The organism is Nonomuraea sp. NPDC005730, assembly GCF_040630865.1.
Classification (GTDB): domain Bacteria; phylum Actinomycetota; class Actinomycetes; order Streptosporangiales; family Streptosporangiaceae; genus Nonomuraea.
On the sequence record NZ_JBEXYK010000003.1, the window covers coordinates 147,499 to 162,132 of the forward strand.

Sequence of the window (14,634 nt, forward strand, 5' to 3'; positions counted from 1 at the left end):
GGTGGTCGCATGGCTGATCGCACCACTTCGAGCACCACCATCGGCGCCGGCCGCGCAGAGGTCATGGCGGTCATCGCCGACTTCCCCGCCTATCCCGAATGGGCCGGATCGATCAAGCGCGCCGAGGTCGTCAGTACGGGCGCCGACGGGCGGCCCGAGCAGGTGCGGTTCGTCCTCGACGCAGGCGTGATCAACGACACCTACACCCTGGCCTACACCTGGGACGGCGACGAGGGCGTGCGCTGGCAGGTGGTCGAGCCGGGCAAGATGGTCGGCGACCTGCGCGGAAGTTACCAGCTCGCCGAGACGGGCAGTGGCACCGACGTGACGTACGAGCTCACCGTCGACCTCACGGTCCCCATGATCGGGATGATCAAGCGCAAGGCCGAGAAGGTGATCGTGGACACCGCGCTCAAGGGGCTGAAGAAGCGCGTCGAGGGCCGTCCCCGGTGAACCCCCGGGTCCTGCTCTTCACCGGCAAGGGCGGCGTGGGCAAGACCACCGCCGCCGCCGCGACCGCCACGCTGGCCGCCGAGCGCGGGCTCAAGACGCTGATCGTCTCCACCGACACCGCCCACTCGCTGGCCGACGCGCTCGCCGTCGAGCCCGGCGAGATCGCGCCGGGTCTCCACCTGCACCAGGTCGACACGCAGAAGACGCTGGAGCGCCACTGGGGCGAGCTGCAGCACTACGCCAGGGGCGTGCTCACCGAGCTGGGCCTCGACGAGATCACCTCCGAGGAGATCACCGTGCTGCCCGGCGCCGAGGAGGTCATCGCCCTGCTCGAACTGCGCGAGCACGCCCGCCAGGGCGCCTGGGACGTCATCGTGATCGACTGCGCGCCCACCGCCGAGACGCTGCGGCTGCTGGCCCTGCCCGAGGCGCTCGACTGGCACGTCACCAGGCTCATGCCCGTGGGCCGCAAGCTCGTCAAGGTCGTCTCGCCGTTCATGCGCAGCGTGGCCCGGGTCAGCGCGCCGGGCGACGACGTCATGAACGCCGCCGAGCGTTTCCACCGCGGGCTGATGGAGGTGCGCGAGCTGCTCACCGGCGACAGCGCGTCCGTGCGGCTCGTGCTCACCCCCGAGGCCGTGGTGCTCGCCGAGGCCAGGCGCACCCTCACCTCGCTCAACCTGTACGGCTACCGCGTCGACGCCGTCATCGCCAACCGCGTCTTCCCGGCCGGCGGCGCCGACGAGTGGCGGGCCAACTGGGTGACGGCCCAGGCCAAGCTGCTGGCCGAGGCCGAGGAGTCGTTCGCGCCGCTGCCCGTCCACACCGTCCCGTACCTGCCCGCCGAGCCGGTCGGCCGGCGCGCGCTGGCCGAGGTGGGCGCCTCCGTCTACGGGGAGACCGACCCGTTCGCGGCGCCCGCCGTCGAGCCGCCGCTGCGGCTGAGCGCCGACGAGCTGACGCTCGCCCTGCCCGGCGCCGACCGCGACGACGTCGACCTGGCCCGCAAGGGCGACGAGCTCATCATCACCGCCGGCCCGTACCGCAGGATCCTGGCGCTGCCCGCGGCGCTGGCCCGCAGGAAGATCGGCTCCGCCGTGCTCCGCGACGGCGCGCTGAGAATACGGTTCAGTGTGGGGAGCGAATCCGGCTCCGAATGAGTTGAGCAGGATGAGCGAACCATACGCAGGGAGGGCCAGATGACCGAGAACAACGACAGAGACCCCATCGGCACCGTGGCCGACGAGGCGCGCAAGCTGTTCGAGACGATCCAGGGGCGCGCCACGCGCCAGGTCGGCAAGACCGTCTACAACTCCTTCACGGGCGGCGGCGCCCGCAAGGAGCGGGACGTGTGGAGCGAGGCGGTGTCCGAGCCCCACGACGAGTACATCTGCCGCGCCTGCCCGGTGTGCCGGGCGATCGCGGCGCAGCGGGAGTCGGGCTCCGACGTGACCGGCCACCTGGTGGCCGCGGGCGGCGAGCTGTTCGCCGCGGTGCGCGGGGCGTTCGACGCGCTGAGCAGGCCCGCCCCCCGCGGGCCGCGCGACACCCGTGACCGCGATCGCGGCGACGTGGAACACATAGATCTGGGATAGGGAGACACGCGGCATGCTCACGATCGGTGTCGACATCGGCGGTACCAAGGTCGCCGCGGGCGTGGTCGACGACAACGGCGAGATCGTCGAACACACGCTCAGGCCGACCGCGGCCGACCGGCCCGACGTGGTCGCCGACACGGTCGCGGACGTCGTCCGCGAGCTGTCGGAGGGCAGGGACGTCGAGGCGGTCGGCGTCGGCGCGGCCGGGTTCGTCGACGAGACCCGCTCGATCGTGCGCTTCGCCCCCAACCTCGCCTGGCGCGAGGAGCCGCTGCAGAAGAAGATCGGTGACCTGGTCGGCCTGCCCGTCGTGATCGAGAACGACGCCAACGCCATGGCCTGGGGCGAGACCAGGTTCGGCGCCGGGCGCGGCCAGTCCCACGTGGTCTGCCTGACGCTCGGCACCGGCATCGGCGGCGGCATCGTCATCGACGGCGCCCTCTACCGCGGCCGCTGGGGCATGGGCGCCGAGCTCGGCCACATGCAGGTCGTGCCCGACGGACGGGTGTGCGGCTGCGGCAACATCGGCTGCTGGGAGCAGTACGCCAGCGGCCAGGCCCTGGTCAAGGAGGCCAGGGAGATCGCCGCCCGGCAGCCCGAGCGCGCCGAGATCCTGCTCGGCCTGGCCGGCGGCCGGATCGAGGGCGAAGAGGTGACCGAGGCCGCCCGGCTGGGTGACAAGGCCTCGCTGGCCGCCTTCCGCAGCCTGGCCGACTGGCTCGGGCAGGGCATGGCCGACCTGGCAGCCGTGCTCGACCCCGGCTGCTTCATCGTCGGCGGCGGCGTCTCCCGGGCCGCCGACCTGTTCCTCGACGAGGCCCGCGAGGTGTTCGCCAGGCAGCTCACCGGCCACGGCCACCGGCCGCTCGCCGAGATCCGGCTGGCCGAGCTGGGCGCGTCCGCGGGGGTGGTCGGGGCCGCCGACCTGGCCAGGCGGCGCTGACGCGTGCTGGTCAGGGTCGCCTCGTACAACGTGCGGAGCATGCGCGACGACGTGCCCGCGCTGCGCCGGGTGCTCGCCGCCATGCGGGCCGACCTGGTGTGCGTCCAGGAGGCGCCGAGGTTCGCCCGGTGGCGGGCCAGGCGCCGGGCCCTGGCCGAGGCCGGCGGGCTGCGGGTGGCCACGCCGGGACGCGCCGGCGGCGTGTGCGTGCTGGCCGGGCCGCGGGCGCGGGTGCTGGAGGCGCGGCTGCACCGGCTCAAGGCGTTCCCCGGCCTGGAACGGCGGGTGCTGGCCGTCGCCGTCGTCGAGATCGGCGGCGCGCGGCTGGCCGTCGGCTCGCTCCACCTCGACCTCCACCTGGCCGCCCGGCTGCGGCACGCGGGCGAGGCCATGTCCCTCATGGAACGGGCGGCCGCCGCGCACGACGCCGCGATCGTGGTCGGCGCCGACGTCAACGAGCGGGGGCACCAGCCGGCCTGGCGTTTCCTGGCCGACCGGCTGTCCGACTGCCACGCCGTCGCGCCCGCGGGCGACGGGCTGACCTTCCCCGCCACGCGGCCCGCCGAGCGCATCGACGCGGTGTTCGCCGCGCGCGAGGCACGCGTCCTGTCCTGCGGGGGAGTGGCGGCCGGGAACGCCGATCTGGCCGGGGCCAGCGACCATCTGCCGGTGCTCGCCGAGTTGCAGGTTGGACTCTGACGGGCGAGTCGCCCGGGGCAGCCCGTAGCATTTGTTCATGACCCGTCGCTCTCAGCGGCGTGCGCTCTCCGTCCTTCTGGCGACGTCCGTGGCCTTGCCGCAGGTCACGCCCGCCGCGCATGCCGAGCCCCGTCCCGCCGCCGAGGCGTGGCAGAAGTCGACGAGCGCGCGCCTCGACGCGGACGGCTCGCTCTCCGACGTGCTCGCCGTCTCGCCGGGCGACGTGTGGGCGGTCGGCCAGCAGGAGATCTGGGACGTCTGGAAGAACCGCGGCACGATCCGCCACTGGAACGGCACGTCCTGGAACGAGGTGGCCGTGCGCGACGCCACCGCCGCGGGCAACCTGCGCGGCCTGGCCGCCGCCGGGGCCTCCGACGTCTGGGCGGTCGGCGACGGCCATGACGGCCTGCCCTACCTGGCCCACGGCGACGTCACGGGCTTCGACCGGGTCCGGCCGCAGGGGCTGCACGCCGGCGACTGGCTGGGCGGCATCGACGCCAAGCCGGGCCGGGTGGTCGCGGTCGGCAGCCGGGAGAAGTCCGGGCTCATCCTCACCGGCCAGGGCAACACCTGGGCCGTCCAGGAGACCAAGGAGAAGGGCGCGCTCTACGCGGTCGCCTCGGGCTTCGCCGTCGGCGACACCGGCGGGGCGCCGCTGATCATGCACTACACGTCGGGGGCCTGGAAGTCGATGTCCGTGCCCGCCGTCCCCGGCGGCTACCTGCGTGACATCCAGGTCGACAGCTCCAAGCGGGCGGTGGCCGTCGGCGGGGTCTACCACGGCCCCGGCGAGATCTCGCCGCTCGTGCTCACCTGGAACGGCAAGCGCTGGCAGCGCCTGGCGATCCCGGCCACCGGCGCCCGCCTCTACGGCGTCACCGGCGACGGCAAGGGCCGCTACTGGATGACCGGCTACGACCCGGAGCAGGCGGCCCAGCCGTTCGTGATGCGCTGCGAGAAGGACGCCTGCCAGATCATCCGCGGCGCCGCGGAGAAGGGCCGCAGCAGCGTACGCCTCCAGGCGGTGGCCTACCTGGCCGGCAAGGGGGCGCTGTGGGCGGTCGGCCACGCCGTCGACACGGCCGACCGCTACACCGACGTCGTGGAGTCCTTCGCCCCCCGCACCACCACGGCCAAGTCGTAGCCGGCCGGCCTACAGGACGGCGCCGTCGTCCCAGCCCGAGTCGTTGGGCGGGCCGTCGCCCATGCGCACGACCAGCGCCACGAACCCGCCGATGAACGCCGCCACCGCGGTGAACAGCGCCCACCCCTCCATCTGCCAGCTCGCCATCGCCGCCACCAGCAGGTAGGCGGGCCCGCCGAACAGGGCCACCCACGCGAGCTTGGTGGGCAGGTCGAGCTTGGGCAGCGGCGGCGGGGGCGGCGGCTGGAAGTGCCCCTCGTCCTCGTCGTCGTCGCGGTCATGGTCATGGTCGCGGCCGTCGCGGTCGGGCTCGTCCTGGTCGAGTTCGAGCTCCTCGGACGGTTTGACCACCCTGCGGGTGGGCTCGGCGGGCACGTTCTCGCTGTCCGGCCATGGCTGGTCGGCCGAGTCGCGCTCGGCTGTGTCGTTGAAGGACGCGACGATCTGCCGCCAGACCTCGTCCTCGTCACTCTGGGGCGTCACCTAGATGGGCCTCTCCGCAGCGATCGCGACTTCCCCCTGGGTGCGATCAGTCCCTCTGCAAGGGTACCGAGGCATGTGTCCGGATGAAGTCGAGGCTACCGGCAAAGATCCTGTCGGCATCGTTGTCAAGCGTCGCAACATGGTAGCTGTCCGTGAGCTCCTCGATCGTGGCCTGCGGGACCTTCTGGCGAATGATCGCCACACTCGTCGGTTTCACCACGTGGTCGTCGCGGCTGTGGAAGACCAGCAGCGGCTGGGTGACCTTCGCCAGGTCGGCCTGCACCAGCGACCACAGCCCCGGCAGCGACGCGGCCGCCTTGACCGGCGTACGGGCGTAGGCCAGCTCGGTCACGCCGGGCTTCTTGACGTCGTTGGCGACGCCGGGCACCGACGGCAGGAACCACTTCAGCAGCGGCGCCAGCCTCAGCAGCGGCACGTCGCTGGCGATGGACGGGTTGACCACCACCACGCCCCTGACCGCGTCACCGTGCACCTCGGCCAGCCGCAGCGCCAGGCAGCCGCCCAGCGACAGGCCCGCCACGAACATCTCCGAGCAGCGCCCCTGGAGGTCGGCGAACGCCTTCTCCACCTCGGCGTACCAGTCTTCCCAGCGGGTGCGGTTCATCTCCTGCCACGTGGTGCCGTGCCCCGGCTGGCGGGGCAGCGAGACGCTGACCCCATGGCCCGCCAGGTACTCGGCCCAGGGCCGCAGCGACTGCGGCGTGCCGGTGAACCCATGGCACAGCAGCACACCGACCTGACCCGCTCGGTGGTGGTAGGGCTCCGCGCCTGGCATGAGCGGCATAACAGCTCCTTGACGCAATTTCATCCCGGAACTGCCCGATCGTCGCACGTTCGGGGGTGATTGTGCGAGAGCTGGTGTAGTTGCATCTCGCCAAGGATGGGAAGATGACTCTGCTCAATGACGATGTCCTGGGGAAGAGGTGACCGGGTGTTCTACTGGGTGGTCAAGGCCATCTTGAAGCCGATCCTCATGCTCTTCCGCCCGTGGACGGAGGGTGGGGACAACGTACCCAAGCAGGGGCCCGCGATCCTGGCCGGAAACCACCTCTCCTTCGCCGACCATTTCTTCGGCCCGCTGCAGATCCGCCGCAAGGTGATCTCGCTCGGCAAGGCCGACTACTTCACCGGCACCGGTATCAAGGGCTTCTTCACCCGGCTGTTCTTCAGCGGCGTCGGCACCGTGCCGATCGACCGCTCCGGCGGCAAGGCCAGCGAGGCCGCGCTCCGCACCGGCCTGCGCATCCTGCGCGAGGGCGACGTCCTCGGCATCTACCCCGAGGGCACCCGCTCGCCCGACGGCCGCCTCTACAAGGGCAAGACCGGCGTGGCCCGGCTCGCGCTGGAGTCGCGCGTGCCGGTCATCCCGTGGGCGATGGTCAACACGTACGAGATGATGCCGCCCGGGCGGCTGTTCCCCAAGCTCGGCATCCGGCCGGGCGTCCGGTTCGGCAAGCCCCTCGACTTCTCCCGCTACTACGGCATGGAGGACGACCGGCTGGTCCTGCGCGCGGTCACCGACGAGATCATGTACGCGCTGATGGAACTGTCCGGCCAGGAATACGTCGACAAGTACGCCGCCAGCGCCCGGGTCGAGATGGAACGCGCCCGCCGCGCCGCTGCCAAGGCCGGCTCCTGAGGGCCTGTTCGCCTTCCGATCGCTCCTGGGCCTGCCCGCCTTCGCGGTCAGCTCCTGAGGGCCTGTTCGCTTTTCGTCATCGCGCTGGTCAGTGAGGTCAGCTCCGCGCGGCTGAGCCGGTCGATCAGGTAGTCCCGCACGACCTCCACGTGTCCGGGGGCGACGCGTTCCAGGCAGCGCTCGCCCGCGTCCGTGAGCACCGCCAGCACCCCGCGGTCGTCGGACGGGCACGTGGCGCGCTCCACCAGCCCCGCCTTCTCCAACTGCGTGATCTGGTACGTCAGCGCGCTCTTGGACACCACCACGCCCCGGGCCAGCTCGGTCATGCGCATGCGGCGCTCGGGGGCGGCCGACAACCGCACGAGGATCTCGTACTGCGGGTGCGTCAGCCCGGCCGCGGCCTTGAGCTGTTCCTCGATGCGCCGTTCGAGCAGGTGGGAGGCCGACAGGAAGGCGCGCCAGGCGGCCATCTCCGTCTCGTCGAGCCAGCGGGTGTCCGTCACGTCCCAAGTGTACTTCTTGTTCAGATTTGAACTACCGGTAGAGTGGTTGTTCAAATCTGAACGACACTCTTGGAGGGTCCATGATCGACCGGGCGCGTCCCTTCGCCCTGCTGCTGGCCAGGATCGCCGTCGGGGTGATCTTCCTGGTGCACGGCTACCAGAAGTTCGCCGACATGGGCATCGCGGGCACCACGAAGTTCTTCGAGTCCGCGGGCATCCCCCTGGCCGGGGTGGCCGCGCCGGCCGTGGCGGTGCTGGAGGTGGTCGGCGGGATCGCGCTGATCCTCGGCACCGCCCTGCCGATCGCGGGCACGCTGCTGGCCCTCGACATGATCGGGGCGATCGTCTTCGTCCACGGCTCCAGCGGCTTCGGGGCCGGTGAAGGGGGCTACGAGTACGTCCTCGCGCTCGCGGCGGCGAGCCTGGCGGTGGGATTCACCGGCGGCGGCGCCCTGGCGCTCGACGCCCTCCTCGGCCGTCGCCGCACCACGGCTCCGGCGGCCGCCCAGCTGTAGCGGCCCGCCCGTTCCGGCCGCTCGCGACCCTCGCGCGCGCACGCCTCCGGCGTGGCGTGCGCGGGGGTCCCGCGGCTCGGCATGGCGTGACCGCGGGTTCTCCCTTTTTCGGACGTCGTCCGTACGGGGGCCGGGGCTTCCGGCGTGCCGGTGATGTCTCGCCGGGCGTCAGGTCAGGTGGGCGCGGATCTGCCTGATGTGCTCAGGGGTCGTACGGCAGCAGCCACCGATCAGTGACGCCCCGGCGCGCTCCCACTCCTTGGCGGCCAGGCCGTACTCCACCGGGTCGGACAGGCCAAGCCACCGGCGCCGCTCGGCGTCCCACGTCTCGCCCGAGTTCGGGTAGACCACGACGGGCAGGCCGCCGGACAGGCGGGCGACCAGCCCGGGGATGTGCCGCGGCGCCGTGCAGTTGACGCCGACCGCCACCACCTGCGGGTTTCCGGAGAACAGCGCGGCGGCCCGGTCGATCGGGGTGCCGTCGTTGATGTGCTCGGCGTCGCGGCAGGAGAAGCTCACCCACGCCTTGACCTCCGGCGTGGAGGCCAGCAGCCCGGCCAGCGCCCGCGCCTCGGCGTAGGACGGGATGGTCTCGCAGGCCAGCAGGTCGGCGCCGGCGCCGGCCAGGATCTCCCAGCGCGGACGGTGCCAGGCCAGCAGGCCCTCTTCGTCGAGGTCGTAGTCGCCGGTGTACTCGGCGCCGTTGGCCAGATAGGCGCCGTAGGGGCCGACCGAGGCCGCCACCAGGCCGCGCCCGGCCTCGTCGCGGGCCTGCCCGGCCAGCTCGACCGACAGCCTGATCAGCCGCTCGGCCTCGGACCGGTCGAGCCCGCGCCGCTGGAAGCCGGGGATGGTGGCCTGGTAGCTCGCCGTGGTCGCCACGTCGGCGCCCGCCGCGTAGTAGTCGGCGTGCACCCGCCTGATCAGCTCGGGCTGCTCCATCAGCAGGCGCGCCGACCAGAGCTCGTCGCGCAGATCCGCGCCGAGCGACTCCAGATGCGTGGACAGGCCGCCGTCCAGGACGAGTGTGCTCACCCGTCCAGAATAGGAGGCCGCGGGGGATGGTGGCACATGGGAATGGCACGCCTCTTCTCGCGGACGCCTGAATATCGCGGCAGAGATATCGCCGGGCGTGGAATTCATAATGGGTCGTGGGGTACGGGGATCATGCGTGCGCCGGTACGCGGGTGTGCCGGGTCGTTCGCGGCGCGGGGGCTCGTCCTGGGATGCCGCCGGGCCTCGCGCGCCCGCCGCAAGGCCCGTCACGTCGGGGGTCGCGGATCGTCGGGGTGATTAAGCAGTAAATCGGCGATGAATCCAGAATTACCGCCTTTGATGGAAACGGTGTTCTTGAAAACATCGATGCCGCCAAGTCCGGTGCGGCCCACCTGGTCCCGCCAACCGCCGATTCGCCACTCACCCAAGCAACCGTGAACGCGATCCCCCGCCGCCCCCAGCCCAGCCGCCCCACACCAGCCCACCGCCGGGCTGGGCGGTCCGGGGCGGCGGTGCGCTTCCCCGTCGGGCCGACACCGGGTGGTGGCAGCGCTGCGGGTGGCGCAGCGCTGCCGAGTGTCAGCTGCGTTTCCAGAAGGGGCGGCGGCGCTTGCCGGGGTCGGGGCCGGCTGCGGGAGAGGAGCCCGGGATGCCGGGGGCGGTCGGGTCGCCCGGCATCGCTGGGCCGGTGGGAGGGGTGGGGTCGGTGAGGGTGGCCAAGGTTTCGACGGCGTGGTCGTGCAGGGCGCGGATGTCCGTGCCGGGACGCTCGGCCGCTTCCAGGTCGCGGGCCAGCGTCGCCAGCACCTCGTTCCCGCCCAGGTACGCCGCCAGCGCCGCCAGACGCGAGCCCAGGTCGGCCAGGTACAGCGCGTCCGGTACGCGCATCGCCTTGAGCCGGTCCAGCTCGGCCTTCAGTTGCGGCCTGACCGACTCCAGCCGGTGCGCCGGGCGCGGCGACGACGGAGGCGCGAACTTGGGCGAAGCCCCATGCCCAGGCCCGCCACCGGAACCGGGCGCGGACGGCGTGCCGCCGCCGGGGGTGGGAGGCGGGGGACCGGCAGGGCCGCCCGCGAGGGGCGGGGCCGGGAAGGGGGCGTCGGCCGGGGAAGGGCCGCCGAGCGGAGGCGGCGCGGAGAAGCCCTGGTCGAAGGCGGACGGGGCCGGCGGCATCATGCGGGGAGCGCTCGCGGGCCGCGCCATCGTCATCGCCTGCGCCACGAACCCCCCGCCCATGGACGGGTTCGGCGGCAGCTCCCACCCGCTGGGCGGCTCGACCGGCTGGATGACCCGGTGCTCGGGCGCGCCCTCCGCGACCTGCCGGGTGTCGATCGCCACGTACGCCGTGAACCGGCACAGCACGCCGTTCTCCAGCGAGACCTCGAGGATCCGCGACTCCAGGCCGTGCTCGCCCATGGCGTACCGGTCCTCCAGCTCACGCAGGTGGGCGCGGGCCCAGACGGCACGGAGGGCGGGACTGCCGGTGGTCACCCCCGTGACCCGCTCCTCCCATGGCCCCTCGGCCGACGTGCCGCGCACGGTGACGGCCTCGGCGCCCTCGCGGCACCGTCCGTACACACGGAGCGGCACCCCCGGGAAGATCGAGCCGAGGTGGGTCACCGTGCCGGGCTCGGTCTCCAGCCCCTTCAGGGACAGGTCCGTCACCAGCGGCGCGCCGATCCTGCGGTGGATCTGCTCCATCGCCGCGTCGAGCCGGTCCTCGGACTCGACCAGCTCGCACCGGCCGGCGCCCAGCCCGGCGAGCCGGCCGAGGAACCCGGCGTTCACCGCCCGGTCGATGCCGACCGTGTGCACCCGCATCGCCGACAGCGCGCCGCCGGCCTGCTCCAGGATCTGGTCCTCGTTGCCCACCTGGCCGTCGGTGACCAGCACCACCACCCGCTCCCTGCCGCCGGGCGCGCCGAGGAGCGCGATGGCGCGGCGCAGCGGTTCGAGCAGCTCGGTGCCGCCGCGCGCGTCGACCCGCGCGAGGTGCTCGACCGCGCGGTAGCGGTTGCGGTCGGACGCCTCCACCAGCCCCTCGAACGCCGCCTCGACCACCGAGTCGAACGTCAGCACGTTGAAGCGGTCGTGCGCGGTCAGCGTGTCGACGATGCGCGCCGCCGCCCGCCGCGCCGCCACCATCTTCCAGCCGCCCATGCTGCCCGAACGGTCGAGCACCAGCACCACGTCCCGCGGCGCGCGGGCGGCCTGGAGGGCGGGTGGGACGACGGTGAGCGCGAACGTCCCCCGCCCGTCGAACTGCAGGGACGTGGACGCCTCGAACGACAGGCGCAGGATGAAGTCGCGGTCGAGGCGCTCGCCCGGACTCAGGCGCACGGTGTGGCCGTCCTCCTCGACCACGTGCAGGCTGGAGGCCAGCTCCCGCAGGTCGAGCCCGGAGGCGTCGACGCGGGCGGTGAGCGAGAGCCGCACGGGGCTGGGGAAGCCGGGCAGCAGCACCGGCGGCGTGATCCTCGACGCGTCGGGCACGGCGTCGGTGTCCGGGGCCACCCCGGAGCCCGCCGGGTCGCCGTCGAGCGGGGTGCCCGGGACGTACCGCGGGGCCACGACGAGCGGGAACCGGAACGTCGCCGCGCCGTCCTCGTAGGGGAGGGGCTGGCTCATCGTCAGCCGCACCGAGACGCGTTCGCCGGGCAGGATGTTGCCCACCCTGATGGTGAACACGTCGGGCCGGTCCTCCTCGGCGATGGCCGCCCGCCTGCCCTCCCGCAGCGCCTGGTCGTAGTCGGCCCTGGCCTGGCCGCGCTCCTTCAGCACGCCCTCCACGACCCGGTCGTCGGCCTCCATCCTGAACCCCGTCACCGCCGCCCGGTCGGGCAGCGGGAAGACGTAGGTCGCCTCCAGCGTGACGTCGAACGGGTTGCGGAACCCCTGCTCGACCTCGACCCCGGCGACGAGCCCGGCGATGTCGGCGTGCACGTCCACGCTGTCCAGCGGCAGGTTTCCGCGCTCGGTCAGCAGCGCGCCGAACCCGGCGTCCGGCACCGGCAGACACCGTGCGGGCTCCAGCGAAGTGATCTTCACAGCAGTCTCCTCTCTACGAGCACCGCGAGCAGCGGCCCAGCCGCCGCCAGCACCGCCTGAACGTCGTCCTCGGACGGAGGCCGCCCCCCGTCCCACACAACCCGCACACCGTCCGCGAGCACGACCCCCGCGACCGGCCCCCTTCCGGCGCGCTCGCCTACCGCGCCGGCGCCGCCGGGCCGTTCGCTCTCGGCCGGGGCGCGGCGGCCCGGCCGTTCGGCCCAGAAGCGCTCGCGGCCCGGTTCGCCTCCGGCCCGCCCGCCCGGCGGCCGTCGCGCCGCACCCGCCTGGCCGTCGAAGGTCCCGTTCGTCGTCGCGGTGACGGACGCGGGCCCCGCGAAGGGCGGGCTGTCCAGCGGAGGACGAGGGACCACCCGCCCCTCACCCGCGGACGAAACGTCGGCGAGACCGGCGGCCGCCGCCAGCGTGGCGTTCGTCGCGCCGGCCAGCGCCGTCTGGATCTCGGCGATCGAATGTCCTTCCGCCTGCATGCGCTTGACGGCCACCAGTTGCAGCAGGTGCCGCCGGCCGTAGCGGGCGATCCTGCCACGCCGGGTCAGGGGCGGGTCCACGAGGCCGATGGTGGTGTACCACCTGATCAGGCGTTCCCCGGGCACGTCGCGGACCCGGCCGTTGACCGGCTGGGCGCCCGCGCGCAGCGCCTGCGCCGCGTGCTCGGCCAGCTCGCCGATGGTCCAGGTGTCGCTCATACCTCCACAATGACACTGTCACTATTACACTGTCAACGATGGAAAGATCGGAAGAATCCAGCCGCGGATGACGTTCTAAATAGGCAAAAGCACCACTGAAGGGGAGGAAATACGACATGGCTACGATCACCGGTCCGCTCTCGGGCGAAGCCAAGAACACTGTCGCCGAAGCCCTGCAGGGCGCCCTTGTCGATCTGATCGATCTGTCGCTGATCGCCAAGCAGGCGCACTGGAACCTCGTCGGCGCCCATTTCCGCCCGATTCACCTCCAGCTCGACGAGCTGACCGACCTGGCCCGTACCCACATGGACACCATCGCCGAGCGGGCGGTCGCCCTCGGCGTGAACCCCGACGGGCGTTCGGCGACCGTCGCCAAGTCCACCCAGCTCCAGCAGCCCGAGCGCGGCTGGCTTGAGGACGGCAAGGTCGTGGCGACCGTCACCGACATCCTCGACGGCATCAGCAAGCGCATGTACGAGCGCATCCGCGCCACCGACGAGGCCGACCCCGTCAGCCAGGACCTGCTCATCGCCGTGACGCAGGACATCGACAAGCAGCATTGGATGTTCCAGGCCCAGCGCTGACCGCGCGCGGCCGCCGGCCGCACCACCCGAAAAGCCCGGGCACGACCACAGTGCCCGGGCTTTCGCATGTCCGCCCCCAAGGTGGGCGATCTTCGGCCCAGTGGGTACGGACTGTCACGCATCGTCCAGGGGCCGCCGGCGATCTCGCGCCACCACGGAGCGCGGGGTTTGCGCAGAGTTTGATGTCACGAGTCCTTGCCATTCATGTCGGTGCGGTCGACTAGCGTGGCACCTAGAGGGAGGCCCCACGATGTCCCACAAGACTCTCCTCCGCACGGGCCCGCTCTTGCAGGGCGGCATCAGCCCGTACGGGCCGCTCACGCCGGCGTCCGGCGACGGGCTCGCGCTGCCGCCGGGCTTCACCGGCCGGGTGGTGGCCCGGTCGGGCGACAAGGTGGCCGGGCTCACCTGGCACGCCGCGCCCGACGGCGGCGCCTGCTTCCCCGACGGCGCCGGCTGGATCTACGTCTCCAACTCCGAGCTGCCCCTGCTCGGCGGCGCCTCCGCGCTGCGTTTCCACGCCGACGGCACGGTCGCCGACGCGTACCGCATCCTGTCCGGCACCGACCTCAACTGCGCGGGCGGCGCCACGCCGTGGCACACCTGGCTGTCGTGCGAGCTCGGCGACCGCGGCCGCGTCTTCGAGTGCGACCCCTACGGCGCCCGCGCGGCCCGCCCCCGCCTGGCCATGGGCCGCTTCCGGCACGAGGCCGCCGCCTGCGACCCCGAGCGCCGCGTCGTCTACATGACCGAGGACGAGCACGACGGCTGCTTCTACCGCTTCCGTCCCGGCGACTGGGGCGACCTGACGGAGGGCACGCTGGAGGTGTTGTGCGCCTCGGGCGGATGGCGGCCGGTGCCGTCCCCGGCCGCGCTGCTCACCGCGGCCCGCCACCAGGTCGAGGACGCCCGCCACTTCGACGGCGGCGACGGCTGCCACTACGCGGGCGGCGTCTGCTACTTCACCACCAAGGGCGACACCGGCCTGTGGGCCTACGACGCGCAGACCTCCACGCTCGACCGGCTGTGCGAGGGCGTGCGCGCGATCACCGCCGCCCCCTCGGGCGACCTCTACGTGGCCAGGGAGACGACGGAGATCGACGTCATCGCGCCCGACCGGGCCGTCACGCCGTTCCTGCGGCTCACCGGGCACGCCGGGGCCGAGCTCACGGGGCTGGCGTTCTCGCCGAGGGGCGACCGGCTCTACTTCTCGGCCAGGCGCGGCCGCACCGAGGGCCACACCTTCGAGGTCCGCGGCCCCTTCCGCCCCTGACCACACCCTCGCGGGCTCAGGCCGG

16 protein-coding genes are annotated in these 14,634 nt (G+C 72.8%); 10 read left to right on the plus strand and 6 right to left on the minus strand.

Annotation, left to right across the window (positions count from 1 at the left end; all coding sequences use genetic code 11):
- The first annotated feature begins 9 nt into the window (after positions 1-9).
- The 6 genes from ABZ444_RS05690 to ABZ444_RS05715 are packed head-to-tail and all read left to right on the plus strand — an operon-like array spanning position 10 to position 4,837.
- Positions 10-453, plus strand: coding sequence for an SRPBCC family protein (locus tag ABZ444_RS05690; protein WP_357967781.1), 444 nt, complete (start codon positions 10-12; stop codon positions 451-453).
- Positions 450-1,613, plus strand: coding sequence for an ArsA family ATPase (locus tag ABZ444_RS05695; protein WP_357967783.1), 1,164 nt, complete (start codon positions 450-452; stop codon positions 1,611-1,613). Before ABZ444_RS05690 ends, ABZ444_RS05695 begins: the two co-directional genes overlap by 4 nt.
- A 39-nt stretch (positions 1,614-1,652) precedes the next feature.
- Positions 1,653-2,048 (plus strand): DUF5304 family protein, encoded by a 396-nt coding sequence (locus ABZ444_RS05700; protein WP_357967786.1) that lies wholly within the window; start codon positions 1,653-1,655, stop codon positions 2,046-2,048.
- A 13-nt stretch (positions 2,049-2,061) separates the two neighbouring features.
- Complete coding sequence (locus ABZ444_RS05705; RefSeq protein ID WP_357993168.1) at positions 2,062-2,994, plus strand: ROK family glucokinase; 933 nt, start codon at positions 2,062-2,064, stop codon at positions 2,992-2,994.
- A 39-nt stretch (positions 2,995-3,033) separates the two neighbouring features.
- Positions 3,034-3,693 (plus strand): endonuclease/exonuclease/phosphatase family protein, encoded by a 660-nt coding sequence (locus ABZ444_RS05710; RefSeq protein ID WP_357993171.1) that lies wholly within the window; start codon positions 3,034-3,036, stop codon positions 3,691-3,693.
- 37 nt (positions 3,694-3,730) lie between these two features.
- The gene (locus ABZ444_RS05715) at positions 3,731-4,837 is read left to right on the plus strand and encodes a hypothetical protein (RefSeq protein WP_357993175.1); all 1,107 of its coding nucleotides are present in this window, start codon (positions 3,731-3,733) and stop codon (positions 4,835-4,837) included.
- Positions 4,838-4,846: 9 nt separating this feature from the next.
- On the opposite strand, the gene ABZ444_RS05720 is transcribed toward ABZ444_RS05715, so the two are convergent.
- Both ABZ444_RS05720 and ABZ444_RS05725 read right to left on the minus strand, forming a co-directional pair.
- Positions 4,847-5,320, minus strand: a complete 474-nt coding sequence (locus tag ABZ444_RS05720) for a hypothetical protein (RefSeq protein WP_357993178.1) — start codon at positions 5,318-5,320, stop codon at positions 4,847-4,849.
- A gap of 46 nt (positions 5,321-5,366) precedes the next feature.
- Complete coding sequence (locus ABZ444_RS05725) at positions 5,367-6,125, minus strand: alpha/beta fold hydrolase (RefSeq protein WP_357993181.1); 759 nt, start codon at positions 6,123-6,125, stop codon at positions 5,367-5,369.
- A 147-nt stretch (positions 6,126-6,272) separates the two neighbouring features.
- Between ABZ444_RS05725 and ABZ444_RS05730 the strand changes: the two genes are divergently transcribed.
- The gene (locus ABZ444_RS05730; RefSeq protein ID WP_357993939.1) at positions 6,273-6,980 is read left to right on the plus strand and encodes a lysophospholipid acyltransferase family protein; all 708 of its coding nucleotides are present in this window, start codon (positions 6,273-6,275) and stop codon (positions 6,978-6,980) included.
- 47 nt (positions 6,981-7,027) lie between these two features.
- Here ABZ444_RS05730 and ABZ444_RS05735 read toward each other — a convergent pair whose 3' ends face one another.
- Positions 7,028-7,483: a MarR family transcriptional regulator gene (locus ABZ444_RS05735; RefSeq protein ID WP_357967800.1), complete on the minus strand. Its 456-nt coding sequence runs from the start codon at positions 7,481-7,483 to the stop codon at positions 7,028-7,030.
- A gap of 80 nt (positions 7,484-7,563) precedes the next feature.
- Here ABZ444_RS05735 and ABZ444_RS05740 point away from each other — a divergent pair, with 80 nt between their 5' ends.
- The gene (locus tag ABZ444_RS05740; protein ID WP_357993184.1) at positions 7,564-7,998 is read left to right on the plus strand and encodes a DoxX family protein; all 435 of its coding nucleotides are present in this window, start codon (positions 7,564-7,566) and stop codon (positions 7,996-7,998) included.
- Between the two features lie 168 nt (positions 7,999-8,166).
- Here ABZ444_RS05740 and mmuM read toward each other — a convergent pair whose 3' ends face one another.
- From mmuM to ABZ444_RS05755, 3 genes are all read right to left on the minus strand, one after another.
- Positions 8,167-9,033 carry a homocysteine S-methyltransferase gene (gene mmuM / locus ABZ444_RS05745; protein ID WP_357993187.1) on the minus strand — a complete coding sequence of 289 codons (867 nt, stop codon included), beginning with the start codon at positions 9,031-9,033 and terminating at the stop codon, positions 8,167-8,169.
- A gap of 540 nt (positions 9,034-9,573) precedes the next feature.
- Entirely contained in the window at positions 9,574-12,042 is a 2,469-nt protein-coding gene (locus tag ABZ444_RS05750) for a VIT domain-containing protein (RefSeq protein WP_357993190.1), read from the minus strand.
- Complete coding sequence (locus tag ABZ444_RS05755) at positions 12,039-12,752, minus strand: helix-turn-helix domain-containing protein (RefSeq protein ID WP_357993193.1); 714 nt, start codon at positions 12,750-12,752, stop codon at positions 12,039-12,041. Before ABZ444_RS05755 ends, ABZ444_RS05750 begins: the two co-directional genes overlap by 4 nt.
- 116 nt (positions 12,753-12,868) lie before the next feature.
- Here ABZ444_RS05755 and ABZ444_RS05760 point away from each other — a divergent pair, with 116 nt between their 5' ends.
- Together ABZ444_RS05760 and ABZ444_RS05765 are read left to right on the plus strand one after the other, a co-directional pair.
- Positions 12,869-13,336 (plus strand): DNA starvation/stationary phase protection protein, encoded by a 468-nt coding sequence (locus tag ABZ444_RS05760; protein WP_357967813.1) that lies wholly within the window; start codon positions 12,869-12,871, stop codon positions 13,334-13,336.
- A gap of 250 nt (positions 13,337-13,586) precedes the next feature.
- Positions 13,587-14,609, plus strand: a complete 1,023-nt coding sequence (locus tag ABZ444_RS05765; protein ID WP_357993197.1) for an alkaline phosphatase PhoX — start codon at positions 13,587-13,589, stop codon at positions 14,607-14,609.
- Positions 14,610-14,634 lie beyond the last annotated feature (25 nt).